This is a genomic window from Pseudomonas sp. Pseusp3, from assembly GCF_047304225.1.
Taxonomy (GTDB): domain Bacteria; phylum Pseudomonadota; class Gammaproteobacteria; order Pseudomonadales; family Pseudomonadaceae; genus Aquipseudomonas; species Aquipseudomonas fluorescens_CD.
Genome location: NZ_JBGLYV010000024.1, coordinates 19,544 through 41,467, shown reverse-complemented (window position 1 = coordinate 41,467; position 21,924 = coordinate 19,544). Strand labels below are relative to the sequence as shown.

The following is a 21,924-nucleotide window of genomic DNA, read 5'->3' as shown; positions in this document are numbered from 1 at the left end:
AGCTCAAACAACCACTCCCCTCTCTAGTCGACCGATCAGATCGAGGACAGCTTCAGTTTCTACTCTCGTCCCGAGCATCTCCAAGGGCCGTTTCGAACAAAGCCCTCGAGATTGTCAATCAACAGTGCTGTACGACTCGCGTTCTATATCGTCTACCAAGGAAGCGCGCGCAAATCGCATTTGATATTCGCTCGGCGAGAGACCGGTCTTGCGCTTGAACAGCTGCCGAAATGTGCTGACGTCTCCATAGCCGACGCGCTGGCTGACCTCATCGATGCCGATGGGCCTTGATTCCAGCAACTGTTTAGCGACTTCGATGCGCAGGTTCTGCAGATACGCCAATGGCGCCAGGCCTACTGCTTGCTTGAAACGCCGGTTAAGCGTCCGTTCACTAACAGCGAGCCAGGCGGCGAGTTCACTCAGCAGAAACCTCTGCTGAAGTGTCGTCTCCATGCGCTGTTGAGCTCGCGCGACGAGCGAATCGGAATGCCCGTGTTCGTCGAGAAGCTTCGCGTAAGAAACCTGAGAAGTCCGGTTCATGTCGATAAATAGCGACTTGGCGGTCATCGCGGCAAACTTCTCACCGGCGAACATTTCGACCAGCCGCACGGCGAGGTTGAGATACGATGTCACTGAACCACCCGAGATAATCCCATCTTGCCCGGTCAGGACTTCCCAGGCCCGAAGTTCGACACGCGGATAGCGTCGGGCGAAATCAGCCGCCTTGGCCCAGTGTGTCGTAGCGACTCGGCCGTCCAGCAAGCCTGCCTCGGCAAGCAGGTAGTTGCCGGTGCAGTATGTGGCCAGTACGGCGCCCGCCTTGTGTTGATGCCGTAGCGCCGAAGACAGCGCATTCAACTGCTCATGGCGGCCGATGAACTCATCCATGTTCGAAACAAACGGGGCTGTCAACAGAACGGCGTCTGCGCGTTTGCGTGGATCGATTTTGCCGTCCACCGAAATGCTTTGGCCCGACGCTGCCTTTACCGCTTGTCCGTCAAGCGATTCCACGCTCCATGCGAACATGGGTAAAGCGCCGGGCCTGCCCGCAGCCTCGCGCGCAATAAGATGATTGGCGGCGCTGAGGACGTCGATGGGGCCCGCGACGCCGGATGCCAGAATTCCGTCGTAGACCCAGATCCGGATTGTGATCATTTCCGTGAATGTCTTAAATTCCTCGAATAATGGCAATGCTGCCACTCCCTGGTTGTCTCGTAAAGCCCGATGATTACCAAACCAAAACACCTGAAGAGGGAATGGCACCATGCCAATGATCGACGCACTGTGGCCGGAAGATGCCTTGACGCCTGAAGCGGAAGCACGCCTGGTTAAAGAATTGACTGACATTCTGATCAAAGCGGAAGGATATGATCCGAGCAATCCGATTGCTCAGAGCGTATCTGTGTTCCATCTGCATCGACCCGCTGCAGTATTCGTCGGCGGAGAACCTTCGAAAGCGGTGCGCTACCGGATCATTCCTTCGGCGCCTGAGGGGCAATACACGGACGAGTCTCGCCGAGCACTGGTTAAAGCAGTCACGGAAGCGGTGGCTCGCGCCGAGAACCGACTGCTCGAAGAGGTTGCCCCGCGCGTCTGGGTCTTCCCGACGGAAATTCCGGAGGGTACGTGGGGCAGTCGTGGCGCCATTTACACGCTGCCCGACATTCATGCACTTCTGGCCGGTGAGTCCGAACGGAGCGGCGGCGAGGAGCGACTCGCGCGCAGACGGCGCGAAAAGGCACGCATCACGCTAGGAGCCGCTGTTGATGCCGCTAGTGCTGGAGTTGCCAAGTCGTAGCAACGCTCCTCGTGTTCTATTCAGCGGGACGAGAGAGGATGCCTATGCTCGCTGACAACCTTCATACAATCGATGGAGAACCCGACATGAAAGGCATTGACCAGCAGGGTACCTATCACCGAGGGATCGACGATGCCAGGAATGTTGCATCCATCATTAAGGAGATGCTCGGCTGATTTGGTGAGCCGGGCCCATTGGCCCGAAGGAGCGACCTCTCCATTTACGTCACCCACAGCTTAGCTATGGGCATGCATTGACTCGTACACTGAATGATTTGACACGACCTGCCCTCCCACCTCCCGCGAAGTCTCTGCCCTCAAGCAGAGAATCACAGTGCCCTGTCATAAATTGTCGCAGCTCAGTCCAGCATATCCCTGCTATTCAAGATCAATCAAAACCAGCTTGCCCTTGAGGCCGCCATCATGGAACTCACGAATTGGGTTGAACAGCCCGGATCAAATGACGTAGCCGAGAGCGTTCGAGGTGCTCTGCAGGCCATCAGTAGGAATGAAGAGTTCATCAATATGACGCTCGCGGTGCTCATGACACCGGAGTGATGTTTGCCTCAGGGTGTTGGAAAGAGCGGACAGTCGACAGTTTCTCAACCAGCAAACAATCTCTCCGTTCAAACACCGCTCAGGCGTGCATTTATGCCGCTACCCCTGCCCTCGCAATACCGCAATATCCCGCTTGGGGGGTACGCCAAACAGTCGACTGTACTCGCGACTGAACTGCGACGGGCTTTCATAGCCGACCTTGAAAGCCGCGCTCGATACGTCCTGGTGTTCATTGAGCATCAATCGCCTCGCCTCATTCAATCGCAGCCATTTCTGGTACTGCAAGGGACTCATTGCGGTGAGTTGGCGGAAGTGGTGGTGAAACGTCGGCGTGCTCATCTGTACTCGGGCAGCCAGTTCCTCCACGCGAAGCGCCAAGGTGTAATTCAACTTCAGCCAATCGATGGCTTTGGCGATCCGGTAACCCTGGCCATCGACGGATGTGATTTGTCGTAGTCGGCCCGCCTGATCACTCTGCAAGAGACGGTAGTGAATCTCCCGCTGGATCAAGGGTGCGAGAACAGGGATGGACTCCGGCTCATCGAGCAGTGCCAATAAGCGCTCGAATGACGCCAGCATTGCCAGGGTCACTGAACCAATTCCTACCCCTTTCGCATCTGATCGATCCCGGATTGGTGGCAGGTCACTTTGCGCTATCAGCTCAGCCAGCATGCGCAGATCGAGTTTCAAAGTCAGCCCCAGGCATGGCTTTTCCGGGCTTGCAACAAGCACCTCTGAATTGGCTGGCAAGTCCAATGACGTGACCAGGAATCGCGACGTGTCATACGGATAACCTTCGCCACCTACCCACAGCTGCTTCTGGCCCTGAGCGACAAGAATGATGCTCGGCTCGACCATGCAAACGACGGGGGGAGAAGGATGCTCACGCCGATAAAAGCCCAGGCCAGCAATCGAAGTAGCGCAGTCACCAGGCTTTGAGATCCGAGCACCAATGGTATGCGCAAGCGCTTCTTGGGGGGATGTGTATGCAGCTGCGGTTTCGTGTTTGATCGTCATGTTCGTCTTGTACCTCTTCGCTGAACTCTAACTCGCCAGCTGGCGACCGTCCTGCAAAAAAGCCAAGACTCATAGGATCAGGCAAGTAATCAAGCGGAATGCTCTACAGAGTCTCTGGGCAGAGCCGGAAAATGATCATCCGACACCGCCATTCAGGACTTTCCCATGCTTGTACAAGCCTATGGTGCTCACGCGGGCGACAAACCGCTTGAGCCGTTGCAGATCAGCCGCCGTGCACCCGCCGCCCATGATGTTCAGATCGATATCGCCTTTTGTGGTATCTGCCATTCGGATCTGCATCAGGTGCGTGCCGAGTGGGCAGGCACGCAATTTCCCTGCGTACCTGGGCATGAAATTGTTGGCCGCGTATCGGCAGTAGGCGCGCATGTTTCGGGTTTCAAAGTCGGCGATCTGGTCGGCGTCGGTTGCATCGTCGACAGTTGCAAACACTGTGACGACTGTGCCACGGGTCTGGAAAACTACTGCGACGGCATGATCGGCACCTACAACTTCCCGACCCCGGACGTACCCGGCTGGACACTCGGCGGCTACTCGCAAAACATTGTGGTGCATGAACGCTATGTACTGCGCATCCGCCATCCCGAAGACCAATTGGCAGCCGTCGCGCCGCTGTTGTGTGCGGGCATTACCACGTACTCCCCGCTTCGTCACTGGAACGCTGGGCCAGGCAAGAAAATCGGCGTGGTGGGCATCGGTGGCCTGGGCCACATGGGCATCAAACTAGCGCATGCGATGGGCGCCCACGTCGTTGCGTTCACTACCTCAGAGTCCAAGCGCGAGGCGGCGAAGCAATTGGGCGCCGACGAGGTTGTCGTGTCGCGCAATGCCGAAGAAATGGCCGCGCATGCCAAGAGCTTTGACTTCATTCTCAACACCGTCGCAGCCCCGCACGATCTCGATGCTTTCCTGGTGCTGCTCAAGCGCGATGGCGCACTGACTCTCGTCGGAGCGCCCGCATCGCCACATCCGTCGCCGAACGTATTCAACCTGATCATGAAGCGCCGAACAATTGCCGGCTCGATGATCGGCGGCATTCCCGAGACCCAGGAGATGCTGGATTTCTGCGCCGAGCACGGCATCGTCGCCGACATCGAACTGGTTCGAGCCGATCAGATAAACGAGTCCTATGAGCGAATGCTCAAGGGCGACGTCAAGTACCGCTTTGTAATCGACAACGCCACGTTGGCTGACTAAACGCCTGAGTCAAAAACTCCAGCGAACAACCATGCAATCGAATGGAATATCCAGTGAAAGGAATTTTGCTAGCCCTGGGGCTGCTCGTTACCTCTTTTTCCTCAATGGGAGCCGATATGTCCAACGGCGCGGACAACTTCTACAAAAGCGAGAAAGTGACCGTTGAAAAGGTCACCTTCAAAAATCAATACGGTATGAAGGTGGCGGGCAACCTGTTCACCTTGAAGGGACTCAACCCCAAAGCGAAAAATGCCGCCATTATCGTCGGCCACCCCATGGGGGCAGTGAAGGAGCAGAGCGCAAACCTGTACGCCACCAAAATGGCCGAGCAGGGCTTTGTCACACTGTCGCTGGACTTGTCTTTCTGGGGTGAGAGCGAAGGTACACCTCGTCAGGCAGTCTCACCAGATATCTACGCAGAAGACTTCAGTGCCGCCGTAGATTTTCTCGGCACTCGACCCATAGTCGACCGTGAGCGTATTGGCGTCATCGGCATCTGCGGCAGTGGCAGCTTCGCCATCAGCGCGGCCAAGATAGATCCACGCCTGAAGGCAATCGCCACCGTCAGCATGTATGACATGGGAGCGGCCAACCGTAACGGACTCAAACACGCCGTGACTCTCGAACAACGCCAGCAGATCATTCGCGAAGCGTCCGAGCAACGCTATGCGGAATTCCAGGGTGGCGAAATCCGCTACACCGGCGGCACGCCGCTCAAACTGACCGGCAACGAAGTAGGCGACGAGTTCTTCGACTTCTATCGCACCCCACGAGGTGAGGTCACTCCGGCAGGCGCAACGCCACAGACAACCACCATGCCGACGCTGACCAGCAACGTGAAGTTCATGAACTTCTATCCATTCAATGACATCGAGACTATCTCCCCGCGCCCATTGCTGTTTATTGCTGGTGCCCAAGCCCACTCACGCGAGTTCAGTGAGGATGCCTACCAGCGGGCTGCCGAGCCTAAAGAGCTGCTCATTATTCCTGATGCCGGACACGTGGATCTTTACGACCGGGTCAGCCTCATTCCATTCACCAAGTTGACCACGTTTTTCAAAAGCAATCTGAAGTAGCCCGGTCTGTGCCCTGACCGGACATCGGTTCTCTCGTAGCCTCGCCCTCGGGGCTACGACGCTTCGCGCAATACAGGATTCAAGCAATGACTGATCACCTCCTCCCAGTGCCCCATAAATCATGGGGTGCCGTATTCGCCATGTCGCTCGCCGCCTTCGTGCTCGTGGCATCGGAGTTCATGCCCGTCAGCCTGCTGACACCGATTGCCGCAGATCTGCATATCACCGAGGGGCAAGCCGGTCAGGGGATCTCCGTTTCGGGGCTGTTTGCCTTGTTCACCAGCCTTCTTATCCCGCTGGTGGCGGCACGGGTTGACCGTAAAGCACTACTTCTTTCACTGACACTGATGATGATTCTTTCCGGAACAGTGGTCGCGTTCGCGCCGAACTACTGGGTCTTCATGGTCGGACGAGCACTGATCGGAGTGGCAATCGGTGGATTCTGGTCATTATCGGCGGCGACGGCCATGCGCCTGGTACCTGATGATCAGGTCACACGGGCCATGGCAATCGTCAACGGCGGCAACGCTTTGGCGACGGTGATTGCAGCGCCATTAGGCAGTTTTCTCGGTGCCTTGATTGGCTGGCGCGGTGCATTCTTGTGCGTCATCCCAGTCGCGATAGTCGCCGGTGTCTGGTTGTCGTTAAGTCTTCCAGCGATGAAATCGCACAGCGGCTCAGGCACTGGAAACGTCTTCAGGTTGATGAAAAGCCTACCGGTCGCGTTAGGCATGGTGGCGGTCAGCGTCTTTTTCATGGGTCAGTTCATGCTGTTTACCTATTTGCGGCCCTTCCTTGAAACGGTCACGCACGTCAGTGTTTCCATGCTGTCGCTGGTGTTGCTCGTGCTGGGTCTGGCGGGCCTCGCGGGAACCTTCCTGATTGAACCGTTCTTGAAAAACGGCCTGCATCGAACGCTCATCGTCATCCCGATCTTGATGGCGGTGATTGCACTGGCGCTTGTTTCATTCGGTAGCTCGGCGGCCACCACGACTGTCTTGCTAGGCCTATGGGGACTGGTTGCGACTGCAGCGCCCGTAGGATGGTGGACATGGCTGGCGAGAACGTTGCCAGACGCTGCCGAAGCAGGAGGCGGGTTAATGGTGGCGATCATCCAACTGGCAATCGCGTCTGGCGCAACCGTTGGCGGGCTGGTCTTTGACTTGAGCGGCTATCGAGCGACCTTCGAGTTGAGCGCCACCTTGCTGGGCGCGGCGGCCGTTCTTGCCTACCTGGCTGCACGCGCAGCATCGCGAGAGTCTCTTGCGGTGGTGAACATCGCTTGAAATAACCACAAGGCACGGCATTGCATGTCTTGTGGTTTCGGTCGAGCATACGCTCGGAGTCAGGACGTGACGGCCCGCCTGCGGATCAAGTAGGTTAGATAGGGTGAACCAAAGAAGTTGTCCGTTCACCGTTTTACAGTTGAGGTCAGGATATCTCACCAAGCATCGGACGTGCACTTCCATGTAAGTTCGTGCGATCTACTTCCATTTTTAACACAGGGGACATCGGGCGTCAGATAAAAGCGTCCACCCGATGTGAACCGATGGCAATTTACTTCGTACGTTTAATCCAGCTCGCTGATGCAGACCACTTTAGGCTGCGTCATATCCTCATACGCAAACCGAACACCTTCGCGCCCCAAACTTCCGTACTTGAAACCACCGAAAGGCATGGCATCGAAACGATAATCGGAAGAATCATTGATCATCACGCCACCCGCTTCAATTTGCCGCGCCAATTTCAAGGCTTTGGAAAGATCACGTGTGAAGAGTCCCGCATGCAAGCTGTACTCAGGAGCGTTGGCCAGAGCAATAGCGTCTTCCAGATGGTCAAAAGGCTCCAGGATAACCACCGGCGCGAAGACTTCCTGCTGCCAAATCGTACTGCCATGCCTCACATGCTCAAGCACGGTCGGCGCATAGCTTCCCCCTTGGCGATGGTGTCCACACAGAAGAACGGCCCCCTCGGCCAGTGCTTCATTTACCAGTTGTTCGGTACGACGGGCCGCCTGTTCCGTAATCATCGGGCCTACATCCGTTGCTCGCTGATCAGGATCTCCCACTACCAGGGCACGCGTTTGGCTGACAAAACGCTCACGGAAGTCCTCATAAATTGAACTGTGTATAAGGATGCGTTGAGTGCCGATGCAATTCTGCCCTGCTGCCCAAAAGGCACCAGACACACAGGACTCCACGGTCGGTTCGATATCACAATCTTCAAGCACAAGAACCGGGGCATTTCCTCCCAGATCCATTGCCAGCTTCTTCAACCCTGCACTACGAGCAATGGCCTCACCCGTGGCAAAACCACCCGTAAAGGAAATCATCCGAACTTCGCGAACCTCCACCAATGCTTTACCCAAGTCGACGCCACCAGTAGCCGGGGTAATCACAGAGGGTGGAAGACCCGCTTCCACCAAGCACTCAACGAGCTTGAGAGCAGACAACGGCGCGAGTTCCGAAGGTTTCAAAATCACCGCATTGCCACCGGCGATTGCCGGGCCGAGTTTATGGGCGACCAAATTCAGTGGATCGTTGTAGGGAGTGATCGCGACGATAAGCCCCAACGGTTCCCGCGTGAACCAACCTTGACGCGACTCCGATCCTTCATAAGCCCCAAATGGAATCACTTCCCCGGCGTTACGACGAGCCTCCTGCGCCGATAGCTTCAGCGTGTTCACACAACGCTTCACTTCCTTCTCTGCTTGTCGCAGCGTCTTCCCCGCCTCTGCAACAATGAGTTTGGCAAACGCTTCAGCCTCAAGCTCTACACGCCGGGCCGCGTCCTCAAGAATGCGCGCACGCAGGTGACGAGGCATTGCCGCACTCTCGCGTACGCCGATTCGCGCGCGTTCCATCAAGCCAGGAACTGCGGCTGCATCGAGGCAAGGGACGCTCCCTACCAAGCGACCATCGAATGGACTGAACACATCAATCTGTTTGGCTTCAACAAGCTGGATACTGGCCATGCTGGATACGCTCATGACTATCTCCTGTTATTTGCCGTGGGCGGTGTGGATGGCGACGATGTCCGACAGCAATGCGAAGGCCGTCTCGATACGCCCTGCCCCAGGCCCGGACACTGTGACAGCTCCCAGCAGTTCGGTATTGAATGACACCGCATTCGTAGCACCGCTGATTCCGGCAAGAGGATGTGAGTTCGACAGTAACCGAGCTTCGACACTCGCTCGAACTGAGCCATCTGCTTCACGATCGGCTGAGCCAATCAGTTTCCAGCTCGCGCCATTGGCACTTGCCTGGGCAATATCTTGCGCGCTGATATTGCTGATCCCCGAACACGCTACATCGCTGACATTCAGTCGTGCATTGAGCAGTTCGTTGGCCAGGATCACCACCTTGAGGCGTACGTCAAACCCTTCCACATCGGCGGTTGGATCTGCCTCGGCGTAGCCAAGCTGTTGCGCTTGTACGACGGCATCGTTGAACGCCAGGCCGTCTTTCATCTGGGTGAGCACGTAGTTGGAAGTGCCGTTCAGGATGCCTTCGAAGCCTTGCACATTGGCGCCCGCCAAGGCCTGCTTGGCCAGACGAATTACGGGGGTGCCACTCATCACCGCCCCCTCGTATTCGAAAGCGACCTGGTTGCGACGGGCTAACGCCTTGAGTTCGGCACCGTGCAGCGCAATAGGCCCCTTATTGGTGGTCACTACATGAGTGCCGCTTTCCAAGGCCCAGCGGCAAAAGGTAGTTGCAGGCTCGCCATCCACCGGATTGGTAAAAGTGGCCTCAGCGATGATGTCTGCACCGGAATGCTTGATCACGGTTTCGTTGAAGGCCTCGGCATTGCCGCCGGGCAGTTGAGCGAGTGCGCCTTTCTCAACCGGCAGCGCAACCAACAGCTTTGCATCCAGACCGTCCTTGGCAACGATGGAGCCGAGGAACAGATCGGTGACACCGACAATTTTGATAGTGAAGCCCAGGGCCTCTTTCCATTCGGCATTACGATCGGCGACCAATTGGGCGAAGCCACGGTTCACGCCACCAAACCCTACCAAGGCAATTTTGTACTCAGTCATAACCGCTGTTCCTATATTGATGTTGTTCGATAGGAACAGCTTAAGAGCCGGGCTTTGGCAGTTGAATATGGCAGAGTGCTGTATTAATTGGGCGTTTTGCCCAAGCACGATGTTGTCTGCGAAATTGCACTTCGCATGATCACCCGCTTGCATTCGACCTGACCACCGATTGCATCGGATTTGACCAGCACGCTTCGTAACCATGATCGGCAAAGAATTGCCCATTGCCGCCGGTAGCGGCGACGGGCAGAAAGCGGCCAGAAGCGGTCAGTCGCTCAAAACACTGAAAAACCACTGATTGCTGAAGTAATCAGGATCCGAAAATAGCTCACTCGGTCGAAGGGACGGATGCTTTGCTGCCCAAGCGGACCAGCTCATTGGAGAAACACAGGCCGACGATGATCAGTGCCGCTCCCGCGTACAGGCTTTCGCGCGGTACTTCATTGAGCGCCACAAACGCCAGCAGCGCGGCGAACAGTGGCTCGGTCAGCTCCAGCGCTTGCACTTGGGATGGCTTGAGATACTCGATGGCCTTGGTGGTGCAGAAGAAGCCCAGGATGGTCGGCAGCGCGGCCAGCGCCAGCAGCGCGGCGATCACCAGCGGCGACAGCTCGCGCATCGCGAAACCATCGGCCGCAGCCGGCATCAGCAGGTACAGGCTGCCAAAGAACAACAATTGTCGGGTGAAGTGCAGCCCCCCCGACACACCCATACGCTTCATGGCAACCGAAAAGGCCCCATAGCCGCAGCCGGCCATGGAGGCGAGCGCAGCACCTTGCAGGGTAAAGCCCTGCTGCAGGTCGCCGCCGAAGATCACCGCGATCCCGGCGATAGCCAGTGCGGCGCCCAAGGTAGCGTTCGCGGTGATGGCATCCTTGAGGAAGATGCGCCCCAGGATGATCGAGGAAATCGAGGCACTGGCCATCAGCACCACCACCACACCTGCCGCAGCGTAGTGTCGATAGGCGGACGTTTCGAAATGGAACAGCACGAAGATGCCCAGGAAGGCGCAGATAGCCGCCTGAGTCCATTTGGCCGTGGACGCCGGGCGCTTGAGGAAAAACAGTAAGATCGAGAGAAGCACGCAACCAAGTACGGTTTTGATGACAGCCACACTGCTGGCAGTGAAGCCATTACTCATGAGGACTTTGCTGAGTACACCGATCGTTGCGTTCAGTGCCGCAGCGGAGAGTGCAAACATGACGCCTTTGCTGAAAGTAGATTGCATTGATGACGATCCCTGTCGCTGAATTGTCGTTCGATAGAATGCCGCCCTACATCGACGGCGCAAAGTTTGAGGATACGAAGATCCCACCAACCCCAGTATTTATTAGTGCTCAAGCGGATGGCTGAGGCGATTGAGTGTTAATTAAACATACCCCCCAAGCTAGAGGCGATTGTGCACCCTGTTCTCCCGGCATAGGATCAACATGACTCGACAAGGGTCGATTTCAAGCACGATGGTTGCACTTCCAAGTTGATGAATCCGCATTGCTTACCTTAGGAAAGTCCACTTAATCGGGGCTAACGACTTTGTCGCCCCCAAGGGAGAGTCAGAGGGCCTGGCCCTTGGCTATGCAATATGAGTAGACGAACGTTGCAGTGTGCTGCAAAGACTGACGTATATCCGGTTTGGCTATTCCATGCCTGTTGGCAAATTGCTCGACCGCCGCTGTATCAAAACGAGTGGTCTGGATAAAGTCCAAGGCTTCGGGTTTTGTATTCAAAAACCGCGCGAGGGGAGGAATACTCAGTAGCAACTTCAGCAATCGGAGTGAAATGTAGTGCTTGGGAGACTTTAAGCCTAAAGGTTGTGCCACCTGTACCAGGAGTTCTCGCAAGTTGGGAGTTTGCTCATCAAGCGCCAGCAGTTCCTGGCCCACCATGGCAGGATCAAAAGCACAAACCGCCACCAGCTCAACCAGGTAATCCACGGTGACCAGTGGCAGCCAGTGCTCGGCGGTACCGGGCACTGCAGTCAGCTTTCCCTGCACAAGGTTGCGTATCAGCTCTACCAGCGGCTGACCGTCAAGGATATGCCCCGTGCGGCTGTGGCCACAAACCGTCGCGGGGTGGACAACGGTAATCTCCCCGCCTTTGGCGGACATGACCTCCAGGGTCGCAAAATGCGCCTCCAGCTTGCTCCCCTCGTAACCACCGACATGCCGGTAGACGGCAGGCCAATTCGTCAGCTCCGGATACCGAGGATCAATTCCGATGCGTTGCAGATGTTCATGATTTTTCAGCATGTAGCCGCCGATCATCACTAACCGGCTTTTTTGCTCAGCCGCCAACAGCGCCACGCGCTTTGCCCCTTCCACATTCACCGCACGAGAATGCTCCACTGAAAGCCCCCATGCGAAGTGGGCGCCCAGGTGGAATATGACTCTGGCGTGCCTTAGCACTTCTCGGTCAGCAAGACTCAGCCCGAGGTTGTCCCGTTCCAGATCGCCGGCTACGGCAAATACCCGGGTTGCGCACCCTCCCAAATTGTCGACTTGCTCCCGCAGTGCAGCCAGTCGCTCTGGGCGACGCATCAACACCCGAATGGTGTGACCTTTTGCACTCAGGTACGCCACCAAATGTTGACCGATGAAGCCGGTACCCCCCGTGACAAAGCACTCCACGCTCATTTCCCTGCTCCTTGTTTAAGGTGAGAAATCAAGCGTAAACTATCGACCCAACTCTATAGTCAAGCGGTGTTTTCATGAAAATCGGCGAACTCGAGGCCCGCAGCGGCGCCAGCCGCCATACGCTGCGTTACTACGAGCAAATCGGCCTGATCTCACCGCTGCGGCAAACTAACAAATATCGCGTTTACACAGCGCAAACTCTGCAGGATCTGGACTTTATCCAGCGCGCGCAAAGCATGGGGTTTTCCTTGGGGGAAATAGGCGAGATTCTGGATGCGCAGCGGAACAAGCTGATCGATTGTGCTGACGGCGCTAAGCTGATTGAAAAGAAGATGGCAGAAATCAAACAGAAAATCGCCAACTTCCAAAGCATTTATCGGTATCTGGATGAAGAGCGTGCAATCCTCGAAGCCAGTGCTGCCAAGCAACTTGAGCTTCAGCAGCTGAACAACTCTTCCAACTGAACTGTCAGCATCCGGGAAACGGAGGCTGCAGCCTGCTTCCAGTTTCAAGCCCATCGCTTACGCATTTTCTAAAACCTTGTGGCCTGGCCCTGGACAGTAAGCGTCCGCCCAAAAGACCTTGCGTGGTTAAACGGGCGCTTATCTATGCCGCAGCAACTCGATAATCTCGCTCGGCCGCCGCATCGGCATGAATTGCTCCGGATTTGCTAGACACATGATGTCTGCTTTGGGTCATTCTCTGATGGTCAAGACTACGAAGCGTGCTGGTCAGGCCCGATGCAAATGGCTGGTCAGGTCAATGCAGTTACTCAGTTGTCAAAACACCGCAGAAAGGACAAACGATGTCACGGTGTTTTCCACCCCTGGCATGGCCGCGATTTCCTTCCACACGAGATGGACACGTTCAGGTGTGGCGGCATTCACACGCAGCATTAAATCGAACTCACCACTGAGTACTTCACATTGCACGACTTCGGGAATGGAGCGCAGCGCAGTCAGGACTTCTTCGCCACGCATGCGGTCGTAGCGGTAGACAAAGATCACCGCGCTGATGAGCGACACAGGCCGCCGCGACTCACCGAGAAGTACCGTATAGCCCTGGATCGCACCGTCGCGCTCAAGCCGCTCGATGCGCTGACGCACCGCATTGCGCGACAAGTTGATCTTGGCGCCCAGTTCGATATGGGCTATTCGCGCATTGGCGGTAAGTTCGGCCAGTATGCGTTCGTCCAACGAATCGAGAATGCGCTTCATACAAGCCTCTGCTGCGCCAGACGAAGAGCCTGGCACAGACCGTCCAGATCGCCCTTGGCCAGGTACGGTGGTTGCGCGCGCACCTCAACAGTGCTCGGAGCGCTTGCTTGCCAGACGCCCAATTCGGCCAACAGCGCCGCTGACTTGGCTGGCGCAATTTGCCCGAAGGTGACCATCGGCGCGCCCAGGCTGCGTCGATGAAGTCTGCCGGCCAATACACCTACAGCGGTGTGAGGATCAATGGCCGAGCCTGTCTCTCGGTACAGCTCGACCACCTCATCGCGCACCTGGGATTCGTCTACCGCATAGGAGTCGAAGAGTACTCGGGCACGCAGCCATTGTTGGTTGCCGATGCTCATTTCTCCGCAATTTTCAAAATGCTCCATCAGCGCTTTTGTTGAGCAGCCATCGTGCTCGTAAATTTCCCAGATAAACCGCTCCAGGTTGGAAAACAGCGAGAAGTCCATCGCCGGCGACACTGTTCGATCAGTCATCCGGGTGGAGTAGCGATTGCAATGAAAAAACTGGTGCAGGGCATCATTGCTGTTGGTGGAAATGATCACCTGATTGATGGGTAATCCCATTTTCTGCGCAATGTAGCCGGCGTAGATCTCGGCCGAACTGGCAGCTGGAACACTAAAGCCAACGGGACGCGAACCGCCGCCCAGTTGCAATGCCGCGTGGAAGTAAAAAACGATCTGGGCCAGGACGCCGATCCAATTGGTCGAGTTGAAACAGACCGGCAACACTCCGTCCAATGGCCACTCACGCAAGAGTCGGGAGACCAGCGTCTGGCAATCATCGAAATTACCGTCAACCGGAAACAGCTGAACCCACTGCGGGTCGGCTGCCTGCAAGGCACTGAGTTGCTCTGGCGCAAGCCCGTCGCGCGGATACAGTATCGCCATGCGGGCGGCCGGGCAGTTAGCAAAGGCTTCAAGCGCCGCGACGCCGGTATCACCGTTAGTTGCACCGACTACCAATGCTTCTTTACCGACCTCCTGCAGAAAATGCTTGACCAGGCGCGACTGCAATTGCGCGGCGAAATCCTTGGAAGAAGCAGTCGGGCCATGAAACAGCTGGAGTATCCACTCGTTATGCCCGATCTGTTCAAGCGGCGTAATAGCGCGGTGCTTGAATTGTTGATAGCTGTCACTGAGCAAGGCACGCAGGGTGCTTTCGTCTATGGAAGAGCCAACAAAAGGCGAAACCACTCGCCACACCAACTCATCAAACGGCAGCCACGACCAGCTGGCAATCTGTTTCTCGGTGAAGACAGGCAAACTGGCTGGAACGTAGAGACCACCATTTTCGGCGAGCCCCGACAGAACCACACTGCGAAAATCAGCACGCATGTCGCCGCCGCGAGTGCTTACATAATGCATGACAACTCCAAATCAGTTTTACAAAAGGCGATGGGCTTGAGCCACCAGCCAGGTAGAAAAATTAGCGGCATCAGGCGATAGCACTTCGTTCTGTTCGTGCACCAGATAAAAGGATTCGCTTGCCTCGATTCGGTGATTGAATGGCGCAACCAATTGTCCACTCTTAAGCAGATCCTCGACCACGGAAGACCGTGCCAGCGCAACACCCTGCCCCAATTCGGCCATGCGGATCGTGGAAATCAGCGTGTCAAACTGAAGGCCACGGGAATAGTCGACGTCGTCTGCTCCGACTCGCTTCAACCAGTAACCCCAACCTTCTTCGTACCCCAGCACATGAAGCAGAGAATGGTTCATCAAGTCGCGAGGCTCATGTATGGGTGAGCTGGCCATGAGCTCTGGGGAGCAAACAGGCTGAAGGATGTCCCAAGTCAATCGCTGAGCGTGCAAGCCCGACCACTCACCGCATCCCCAGCGAATCTCCAGGTCATCCTCGCCGTCCGGTTCTTTCACCCAAATATTGCTGATATATCGAATATCAATCTGGGGATACTCCCGACAAAAATCTGCGAGTCGGGGGGCCAGCCAATAGTGAAGAAAGGAAAGGCTGCCGCGCACCTTCAAATGTCTTCGATTGTGCTGGCCGAAAATCTCGTTTGTGCCGACTGCCAGGCGACTGATCGCGTCTTGTACGACAGGCAGGTACGACTGCCCTTCCTCGGTCAAGCCAAGCCCTCGAGGTAAGCGCTTGAACAGCGCCACACCGAGGTGACTTTCCAACTGACGGATCTGCTGACTCACAGCCCCTTGAGTCAAATGGAGCTCATCCGCCGCGTGGGTAAAGTTTAAATAACGCGCCGATACTTCGAATGCCCTCAACCAGTTCAAGGGTGGTAGTGACTTTTGACTCATCGGCGCAACCTCATCAGGGTTTTATCTATGCTCAATCATTGCCTGAGAAATTCACGCGGTGCTAGAGGAATGAGCAGCTGCGGCTAAAGCCAACCGCTCTGCTCTCTTGTTACGAGTGATCCAGTAAACGAAATAACACCACGCGATAAAGGGGAGACCGAAGTAAAGCGCCACTCGCTGCTCAGGATCAAAAGCGATACCCACACAGGCCAGCAGACAACACAACAGTGCACCGATAGGCACCCATGGGTAGCCACGCACGCGGAAATGCAGGTCTTCAACTCGTCCGCCATTCGCGACGTATTGACGACGGAACGCGATCTGGCTTGCGGCAATGCTCATCCACACGACTACGACCGCCAGACCGGAAATGGACACCAAGGCCAAGTAAACCGTATCAGGGGCAAACACACTGCTGAGCAGAGAAGCCACTGCACCCGCCATACTAAGAACGATGGCGTTCACCGGTGTGCCCCGACTGGAGAGCCTGGCGTAGCGCTTGGGCATATGTCCTTGATCGCTCAATGTCCACAGCATGCGCGATGCGGCATACAGCCCCGAGTTAGCGGCGGAAATCAGTGCCGTGAGAATGACGAAGTTCATAATGTCGGCAGAGTATGGGATGCCAATCAGCTCAAACACCATCACGAACGGACTTTCTACGAGCCCCGCTTGTTCTCGTGGCAGTAACGTCGCAAGGACGAAAATTGTCCCCACGAAGAACAGCGCCAAACGTACCACTGTCGTGCGGATTGCCTTGGGCACGCTAGTTTGTGGATCTTGCGCTTCACCTGCCGCAATCCCGATCAGCTCGGTTCCGGAAAATGCGAAGGAAACAGCCAGGAGGGTCATTGCAATGGGTAAGAACCCGGTGGGGAAAAGCCCCTCACGTGTGAAGTTGGAAAGTCCCGCTCCCTGCAAACTCTGTACTTGAAAAAGACCGAAAATTGCCGCTCCGCCGATCACAATGAACGTGATAACAGTCAGAACCTTAATCAGCGAAAGCCAGAATTCAGTCTCCGCAAACAACCGAACAGAGACAACATTGCTCAAGAAAACTGCAATGGCAAATAGCGCACTCCAAATCCAGACCGGTGTATCAGGAAACCACCGAACCATCAGTATGCCCGCAGCCGTAAATTCTGAACCGATAGCTACCGCCCAAGTGAGCCAGTAAAGCCAGGCCACTGTGTAGCCTGTGCCTGGGCCCAGGTATCGCGTTGCGTAGCTACTGAAAGATCCGGTTTCCGGCATCTGTACAGCCAACTCACCGAGACAGACCATGACTAAATACACCATCACTGCACCGATGATGTAAGCGATCACTGCACCGAGTGGCCCTGCCTGATTAACCGTGTAACCGGAGGTAAGGAATAACCCCGTACCGATCACACCGCCCAGTGCCAACATCACGATGTGGCGTGTTTGCATTTCCTTTTTGAAACGCGAGTTTGGATCGGGTTGATTATCTTCGATATGCGTGGACATAGTTTTATTCTCATGAAATGTGCGGACAAACGCCTTGTAACCGGCTTTTGGGCAGTACAGTTTTGTCGTCGCAGGATTTTATTATTTTCATTCTTCATGAAGGGCTTAAGATGAATATCGAAAGTCCTGCCCGTATTCAGGCTTCTACCTCAATGAAACGTTGGGCACTGTCAGCGTTAAGGCTTGCATCACCTTGTTTACTTCGCACTAAAGCGAAGGCTTGTTTTAGGTCAGCCAATAAATCTGCTGAATCTTCAATACCTACGGACACTCGAACCAAACCTTCGGAAATTCCAAGTGCCTGACGTTCTTCCAAGGTATTTTCCACGTGACTGGTCGTCCGAGCCGGCCCATAGATGGTCTCGACAGCGCCCAAATTACCCGCCCGATGCGCAAATCTGAGCAGCGGCAGCAAACGAGTCACTGTGTCCATGCCACCTTTCAGCACGAAGCTGACGATGGCTCCGAATCCGTTCATTTGCGAACGAGCGATGTCATGACCTGGATGTTGAGGCAACCCCGGATAGTTCACAGACTCGACCAGCGGCTCGGTACAGAGGTACTCGGCCAAAAGCTTCGCGCTCGCCTGTTGCTGGCGAAGGCGCAGAGCCAGAGTCTTGATGCCCCGGATGATTAGATACGCCGAAAAAGGATCCAGCGAGGCACCATTGATTTCGCGGTAATGGCGAACTTGAGACATCAAATGCTCGGCGCCGCAGACCACACCACCGAGCACATCACCATGACCGGACAGGAATTTGGTCGCGCTGTGCACAACCACATCAACGCCTAAAGCGAGCGGATTCTGATTCAGAGGCGTCGCGAATGTATTGTCCGCAACAACCAAAGCGCCCACTCGCTTCGCCGCTGCCACAAGGCGCCGAATATCAACGATTTTCAGCGTTGGGTTCGTGGGTGTTTCCAGGTACAGGACGCTGCAGCCTTTAGCGATCTCCTGCTCAAGTGCCACAGTGTCGAGCGTATCGCAAAGGGTTACCTCCACACCCATGCGAGGAAGAAACTCCTCGAAAATCTTGTTCGTACCACCGTAGCTGTCGCGTGTAGATATCACACGCTGCCCATTGGATAGGAAGGTGTGTAGTACACCGCTGATTGCGGCCATTCCGGTACTGAAAGCTACAGCCGACTCTGCGTTTTCGAGCTCACAGAGTTTATCTTCCAGGACAGAGACAGTGGGATTGCTCATCCGGCTGTAAATGAAGCCGGGCTCCTTCCCCAATGCCACGTCATACCACTTATCGATATCGTCATAGCCATAGGCGGCACTGACCACGATGGGTGTCTGGGTCGCATTGTAGGGATGTTGAACCTGCTCTCCTCCCCATACGACTCGAGTCCCCATCCCAACCTCTGAAGCCTGGACGGCGCGTTTCTTGTTTTCCATAAAGTTGTCTCGCATCAAGGGAAACACAACCGTGTTCCAAGTGGGCTTGGGAGGACTATATGGAAGGCTCATGCTTGTGAAAAATCATGATATCCGGGAGTAAGGGGTGCTTTTTTTAATGGCTGGATGCGAGTGACAGAGTGTCAAACCGTTACTGGCTGAGAAGTCCTCACCAACTATTTGCTGGATCGCTACGCAGCGGAAAACGGGCGGCGGCAATCATGCTGATCCAGTCGGCGAACATGAATGGGCATGATTCGTATGCCTATCTCAAAGATGTGCCGATGCGCCTTCCGACGCAGCGGGCGAGTGAGATCGAAGCGCTTCTACCTCATAAATGGAGCGAATCACAGCCGGACTGGATTGGTGAGCGCTACTTCCCGAACAGGGCCATTCCAAGCGATGGGTGAGAGTAGAAATACTACGATAAGGAAAGCTACCTGCGACAGGTAGAACGGCTCCAGCCACTGTTGCTTCAATGCGACGTAATACGAAACGTCCGCACGGATGTGATTAGCGGTTGCGACTAAAAGGCAGCATGCGAACAAAATTCTGACGGCGAATGACAATCCTGGCATAGCGTTATCTACATTCGTGATCTACGCCCTGCATGATATCGGGATCGACCAACGGCGCCAGCAGTTGCAATGGGAGCGAGTCCAGTGAAGCCTGGTCATGTCGCCCAGCTGCACAGCTGGATTCCGAAAGAAGTCATCGCCGATGAGCCAATGAGCTCACCAGCCGATCACCAAGGCTTTGCACGCTCTGAACCAGAATCACCAGCACCACCACGGTCGCAACCATCACCTGGTTATTGAAACGCTGGTAACCGTAGCGAATCGCCAGGTCTCCGAGCCCGCCTCCCCCGATAACCCCGGCCATGGATGAGAATCCGATCAACATCACCAGGGTCAAAGTGATGCCCGCGAGCAACGCTGGCAGTGCTTCGGGGAGCAGCACTTTAAAAATCACATGTCGAATATCACCGCCCATCGCGAGGATGGCTTCGATGCGGCCCTTATCGACTTCGTCCAGTGCGTTTTCGACAATTCGGGCAAAAAAAGGAAAGGCGCCTATCGTGATGGGCACCACGGCGGCAGTACTCCCCAACGTCGTGCCGACTACCAGACGGGTTAGCGGAATCAACGCGATCAGCATCACCACGAACGGTAACGAGCGACCAAGATTGACCAAGCCGCCCAGGCCTTTGTTGAGTCTGGGCATCGGGTACAACCCACCGCGGCGGCTGATGAACAGCAACACGCCAAGGGGCAAGCCGATCAGCAGGGTAAAAATGCCCGCCAGCAGCACCATGTACAGGGTTTCACCGGTTGCGTTCAGCACCAGTTGAACGATTTCGCTCCAGTCGATATTCCGGTTCATGAACGCTCCACCCTGACGCCACGCCGCTTCAGAAAGTCCACCACCCGCGTCAGGTTCAGCTCCTCACCGGGCTGCCGAAAAGCCACGCGTAACCGCCCTACCCTGCGCCCTCCAACAGACTCGACGCCACTGGCCAGCAGGTTCAACTCCACGCCCTGTTGTTGCACCAACTCCTTGAGCACCGGCGTGGCCAGCAGATTGTCGAAAAAGCTCAAATCCAGGGTTTGTGCATCCTTGCCCAAAGGCGCGCAGTAACCCGGCAGCAGTGAACGGCCCAGGCTGGAGTCCGGGTTGTTCAACAACTGCGCGATCGGCCCCGCCTCGACCAACCGGCCATGGGCCAGTGAAGCGGCGTGATCACATATGGACTTGACCACGTCCAGCTCGTGGGTGATCAGCACGATGGTCAACCCCAGCTGCCGATTGATATCGCGCAGCAGTTCAAGAATCGAAGCCGTGGTTTCCGGGTCGAGGGCGCTGGTGGCTTCATCCGACAGCAGATAAGCCGGTCGCGCCGCCAACGCACGGGCAATGCCAACCCGTTGTTTCTGCCCACCGGACAACTGCGAAGGAAACGCCCGGGCTTTATCGCTCAAGCCCACCAGCTCCAGCAGCTCCCTGACCCGTACATGGCGCCGCGCTTTATCGACGCGCGCGATTTCCAGCGGCACCGCGATGTTGTCGAACACGTTGCGTGAATGCAGCAGGTTGAAGCCCTGGAAGATCATGCCGATGCGCTGGCGTTGTCGTCGCAGTTCGAGGTCGGACAGGGCTGTCAGGTCTTCACCGTCCAGCAGAATACGCCCGGAACTTGGTCGTTCGAGCAGATTGAGGCAACGCAGTAGCGTCGATTTCCCTGCGCCGCTGCGCCCCAGAATCCCGTAGATCGCACCGTCGGAAATGCTCAGGGACACGTTGTCCAACGCAGGTGCCTGCCCCGGCCAGTAGGTTTTGCTCAACTGCTCGACGACAATCATGGCTTGCTGGCCGCCACGGTTACCGGGTCGACCGGAATGACCGAACCGGCAAAGGTGTCGGTAATGAACTTGGCCACCTCAGGCGACGTCAGGTCTTTGGCCAGCTGTTTGATACGCGGGTCGTCCTGCAACTTTGGCGTGGTCACGAGGATATTGGCGTACGGATTGCCATCGGCCTTTTCCAGGCCCAGCGCATCTTTGGCCGGAGCCAGACCGGCGTCCAGCGCGTAGTTGCCGTTGATCACCGCAAGATCGACATCCTCCAGTGCGCGAGGAATCTGCGGCGACTCGATTTCGAGGATTTTCAGCTGCTTCGGGTTTTCGGCGATGTCCTTGGGTGTTGCCTGGTCAGTGGCCGGGTCGTTGAAACCGGCCTTGAGTTTGATCAGGCCATTGTCCTGAAGCAAGTACAGTGCGCGACTCAGGTTAGTGACGTTATTCGGCACCGCCACCGTGCCTTTTAGTGGTACCTGGTCGAAACTTTTGTGTCGGTGGGAGTAGATCCCCAACGGTTCGATATGCACCGTTGCAGCCACCGCGAAATTTTCGCCGAGGGCCTGCTCCTGAGATTTCAGATACGGCAAGTGCTGGAAGTAGTTCGCGTCCACATCACCGTGCGCCAGCAGTTCATTGGAGTTCACGCCGTTGGGGATCTCGATCACCTTGAGGTTCAACTGCGGGTCGATTTTTTGTATGTACGCCAGAATCTGCGCATGAGGCACCGGGTCTGCCGCCACGCGTAATGGTTCCAGTGCCAATGCGCTGAGAGACGCAACCAGCCCGCCCAGTACCGCCAGGGTCAATCCTGTCTTCTTGAACATG

At 55.9% G+C, this 21,924-nt stretch carries 20 protein-coding genes and 2 pseudogenes; 7 read left to right on the top strand and 15 right to left on the bottom strand.

What is annotated here, in order from left to right; all coding sequences use genetic code 11:
* Positions 1 to 3 precede the first annotated feature (3 nt).
* Together ACCD00_RS10775 and ACCD00_RS10770 are read right to left on the bottom strand one after the other, a co-directional pair.
* Positions 4 to 105 (bottom strand): annotated as a pseudogene (locus tag ACCD00_RS10775) (antitoxin); the annotation flags it as partial.
* A gap of 9 nt (positions 106 to 114) precedes the next feature.
* Positions 115 to 1,191, bottom strand: a complete 1,077-nt coding sequence (locus ACCD00_RS10770; RefSeq protein ID WP_413424288.1) for a GlxA family transcriptional regulator — start codon at positions 1,189 to 1,191, stop codon at positions 115 to 117.
* Positions 1,192 to 1,264: 73 nt separating this feature from the next.
* On the opposite strand from ACCD00_RS10770, the gene ACCD00_RS10765 reads away from it, so the two are divergent.
* A complete protein-coding gene (locus tag ACCD00_RS10765; RefSeq protein WP_413424286.1) occupies positions 1,265 to 1,798 on the top strand; it encodes a tautomerase family protein in 534 nt (177 codons plus the stop codon).
* Positions 1,799 to 2,145: 347 nt separating this feature from the next.
* On the top strand, positions 2,146 to 2,355 hold the full coding sequence (locus tag ACCD00_RS10760; protein WP_413424342.1) for a hypothetical protein: 210 nt from the start codon (positions 2,146 to 2,148) through the stop codon (positions 2,353 to 2,355).
* A 99-nt stretch (positions 2,356 to 2,454) separates the two neighbouring features.
* Here the strand turns inward: ACCD00_RS10760 and ACCD00_RS10755 are convergent, their stop codons facing one another.
* Entirely contained in the window at positions 2,455 to 3,372 is a 918-nt protein-coding gene (locus ACCD00_RS10755; protein WP_413424284.1) for an AraC family transcriptional regulator N-terminal domain-containing protein, read from the bottom strand.
* A gap of 165 nt (positions 3,373 to 3,537) precedes the next feature.
* Between ACCD00_RS10755 and ACCD00_RS10750 the strand changes: the two genes are divergently transcribed.
* The 3 genes from ACCD00_RS10750 (at position 3,538) to ACCD00_RS10740 (ending at position 6,949) form a co-directional block, all read left to right on the top strand.
* A complete protein-coding gene (locus ACCD00_RS10750; RefSeq protein WP_413424282.1) occupies positions 3,538 to 4,587 on the top strand; it encodes an NAD(P)-dependent alcohol dehydrogenase in 1,050 nt (349 codons plus the stop codon).
* A 53-nt stretch (positions 4,588 to 4,640) separates the two neighbouring features.
* On the top strand, positions 4,641 to 5,663 hold the full coding sequence (locus ACCD00_RS10745) for an alpha/beta hydrolase (protein ID WP_413424280.1): 1,023 nt from the start codon (positions 4,641 to 4,643) through the stop codon (positions 5,661 to 5,663).
* 86 nt (positions 5,664 to 5,749) lie between these two features.
* A complete protein-coding gene (locus ACCD00_RS10740; protein WP_413424278.1) occupies positions 5,750 to 6,949 on the top strand; it encodes an MFS transporter in 1,200 nt (399 codons plus the stop codon).
* Between the two features lie 284 nt (positions 6,950 to 7,233).
* Here the strand turns inward: ACCD00_RS10740 and ACCD00_RS10735 are convergent, their stop codons facing one another.
* The 4 genes from ACCD00_RS10735 to ACCD00_RS10720 form a co-directional block, all read right to left on the bottom strand.
* Positions 7,234 to 8,652, bottom strand: coding sequence for an aldehyde dehydrogenase family protein (locus tag ACCD00_RS10735; protein ID WP_413424276.1), 1,419 nt, complete (start codon positions 8,650 to 8,652; stop codon positions 7,234 to 7,236).
* A 12-nt stretch (positions 8,653 to 8,664) separates the two neighbouring features.
* Complete coding sequence (locus ACCD00_RS10730; RefSeq protein ID WP_413424274.1) at positions 8,665 to 9,705, bottom strand: homoserine dehydrogenase; 1,041 nt, start codon at positions 9,703 to 9,705, stop codon at positions 8,665 to 8,667.
* 328 nt (positions 9,706 to 10,033) lie between these two features.
* Positions 10,034 to 10,933, bottom strand: a complete 900-nt coding sequence (locus ACCD00_RS10725; protein ID WP_413424272.1) for a DMT family transporter — start codon at positions 10,931 to 10,933, stop codon at positions 10,034 to 10,036.
* A gap of 325 nt (positions 10,934 to 11,258) precedes the next feature.
* Entirely contained in the window at positions 11,259 to 12,338 is a 1,080-nt protein-coding gene (locus ACCD00_RS10720) for an SDR family oxidoreductase (protein WP_413424270.1), read from the bottom strand.
* Between the two features lie 74 nt (positions 12,339 to 12,412).
* Here ACCD00_RS10720 and ACCD00_RS10715 point away from each other — a divergent pair, with 74 nt between their 5' ends.
* Entirely contained in the window at positions 12,413 to 12,802 is a 390-nt protein-coding gene (locus ACCD00_RS10715; protein ID WP_413424268.1) for a MerR family transcriptional regulator, read from the top strand.
* Between the two features lie 315 nt (positions 12,803 to 13,117).
* On the opposite strand, the gene ACCD00_RS10710 is transcribed toward ACCD00_RS10715, so the two are convergent.
* The 5 genes from ACCD00_RS10710 to ACCD00_RS10690 form a co-directional block, all read right to left on the bottom strand.
* A complete protein-coding gene (locus ACCD00_RS10710) occupies positions 13,118 to 13,555 on the bottom strand; it encodes an Lrp/AsnC family transcriptional regulator (RefSeq protein ID WP_413424266.1) in 438 nt (145 codons plus the stop codon).
* The gene (thrC, locus tag ACCD00_RS10705; protein WP_413424264.1) at positions 13,552 to 14,940 is read right to left on the bottom strand and encodes a threonine synthase; all 1,389 of its coding nucleotides are present in this window, start codon (positions 14,938 to 14,940) and stop codon (positions 13,552 to 13,554) included. Before thrC ends, ACCD00_RS10710 begins: the two co-directional genes overlap by 4 nt.
* Before the next feature lie 18 nt (positions 14,941 to 14,958).
* Positions 14,959 to 15,849 (bottom strand): LysR substrate-binding domain-containing protein, encoded by an 891-nt coding sequence (locus tag ACCD00_RS10700; RefSeq protein ID WP_413424262.1) that lies wholly within the window; start codon positions 15,847 to 15,849, stop codon positions 14,959 to 14,961.
* A gap of 51 nt (positions 15,850 to 15,900) precedes the next feature.
* Entirely contained in the window at positions 15,901 to 17,337 is a 1,437-nt protein-coding gene (locus tag ACCD00_RS10695) for an amino acid permease (RefSeq protein WP_413424260.1), read from the bottom strand.
* Positions 17,338 to 17,473: 136 nt separating this feature from the next.
* A complete protein-coding gene (locus ACCD00_RS10690) occupies positions 17,474 to 18,742 on the bottom strand; it encodes a cystathionine gamma-synthase family protein (protein ID WP_413424258.1) in 1,269 nt (422 codons plus the stop codon).
* A 176-nt stretch (positions 18,743 to 18,918) separates the two neighbouring features.
* On the opposite strand from ACCD00_RS10690, the pseudogene ACCD00_RS10685 reads away from it, so the two are divergent.
* Positions 18,919 to 19,152, top strand: a pseudogene (locus tag ACCD00_RS10685) (transposase domain-containing protein); the annotation flags it as partial.
* Positions 19,153 to 19,453: 301 nt separating this feature from the next.
* On the opposite strand, the gene ACCD00_RS10680 reads toward ACCD00_RS10685, so the two are convergent.
* From ACCD00_RS10680 to ACCD00_RS10670, 3 genes are read right to left on the bottom strand one after another with little or no spacing between them, the layout of a single operon-like run.
* The gene (locus tag ACCD00_RS10680; protein WP_413424256.1) at positions 19,454 to 20,125 is read right to left on the bottom strand and encodes a methionine ABC transporter permease; all 672 of its coding nucleotides are present in this window, start codon (positions 20,123 to 20,125) and stop codon (positions 19,454 to 19,456) included.
* Positions 20,122 to 21,102, bottom strand: a complete 981-nt coding sequence (locus tag ACCD00_RS10675) for a methionine ABC transporter ATP-binding protein (RefSeq protein ID WP_413424254.1) — start codon at positions 21,100 to 21,102, stop codon at positions 20,122 to 20,124. Before ACCD00_RS10675 ends, ACCD00_RS10680 begins: the two co-directional genes overlap by 4 nt.
* Entirely contained in the window at positions 21,099 to 21,923 is an 825-nt protein-coding gene (locus ACCD00_RS10670) for a MetQ/NlpA family ABC transporter substrate-binding protein (RefSeq protein ID WP_413424252.1), read from the bottom strand. The genes ACCD00_RS10675 and ACCD00_RS10670 overlap by 4 nt, the downstream gene beginning before the upstream one ends.
* Between the last annotated feature and the right edge of the window lies 1 nt (position 21,924).

What these genes read in the sequence shown, in the direction of transcription:
- ACCD00_RS10730 (WP_413424274.1), bottom strand. Translation starts at nt 9,705, where the DNA reads ATGACTGAGTACAAAATTGCCTTGGTAGGGTTTGGTGGCGTGAACCGT.
- ACCD00_RS10690 (WP_413424258.1), bottom strand. Translation starts at nt 18,742, where the DNA reads ATGGAAAACAAGAAACGCGCCGTCCAGGCTTCAGAGGTTGGGATGGGG.
- ACCD00_RS10675 (WP_413424254.1), bottom strand. Translation starts at nt 21,102, where the DNA reads ATGATTGTCGTCGAGCAGTTGAGCAAAACCTACTGGCCGGGGCAGGCA.
- ACCD00_RS10700 (WP_413424262.1), bottom strand. Translation starts at nt 15,849, where the DNA reads ATGAGTCAAAAGTCACTACCACCCTTGAACTGGTTGAGGGCATTCGAA.
- ACCD00_RS10695 (WP_413424260.1), bottom strand. Translation starts at nt 17,337, where the DNA reads ATGTCCACGCATATCGAAGATAATCAACCCGATCCAAACTCGCGTTTC.
- ACCD00_RS10740 (WP_413424278.1), top strand. Translation starts at nt 5,750, where the DNA reads ATGACTGATCACCTCCTCCCAGTGCCCCATAAATCATGGGGTGCCGTA.
- ACCD00_RS10680 (WP_413424256.1), bottom strand. Translation starts at nt 20,125, where the DNA reads ATGAACCGGAATATCGACTGGAGCGAAATCGTTCAACTGGTGCTGAAC.
- ACCD00_RS10720 (WP_413424270.1), bottom strand. Translation starts at nt 12,338, where the DNA reads ATGAGCGTGGAGTGCTTTGTCACGGGGGGTACCGGCTTCATCGGTCAA.
- ACCD00_RS10765 (WP_413424286.1), top strand. Translation starts at nt 1,265, where the DNA reads ATGCCAATGATCGACGCACTGTGGCCGGAAGATGCCTTGACGCCTGAA.
- ACCD00_RS10725 (WP_413424272.1), bottom strand. Translation starts at nt 10,933, where the DNA reads ATGCAATCTACTTTCAGCAAAGGCGTCATGTTTGCACTCTCCGCTGCG.
- thrC (WP_413424264.1), bottom strand. Translation starts at nt 14,940, where the DNA reads ATGCATTATGTAAGCACTCGCGGCGGCGACATGCGTGCTGATTTTCGC.
- ACCD00_RS10755 (WP_413424284.1), bottom strand. Translation starts at nt 3,372, where the DNA reads ATGACGATCAAACACGAAACCGCAGCTGCATACACATCCCCCCAAGAA.
- ACCD00_RS10715 (WP_413424268.1), top strand. Translation starts at nt 12,413, where the DNA reads ATGAAAATCGGCGAACTCGAGGCCCGCAGCGGCGCCAGCCGCCATACG.
- ACCD00_RS10750 (WP_413424282.1), top strand. Translation starts at nt 3,538, where the DNA reads ATGCTTGTACAAGCCTATGGTGCTCACGCGGGCGACAAACCGCTTGAG.
- ACCD00_RS10670 (WP_413424252.1), bottom strand. Translation starts at nt 21,923, where the DNA reads ATGTTCAAGAAGACAGGATTGACCCTGGCGGTACTGGGCGGGCTGGTT.
- ACCD00_RS10735 (WP_413424276.1), bottom strand. Translation starts at nt 8,652, where the DNA reads ATGAGCGTATCCAGCATGGCCAGTATCCAGCTTGTTGAAGCCAAACAG.
- ACCD00_RS10710 (WP_413424266.1), bottom strand. Translation starts at nt 13,555, where the DNA reads ATGAAGCGCATTCTCGATTCGTTGGACGAACGCATACTGGCCGAACTT.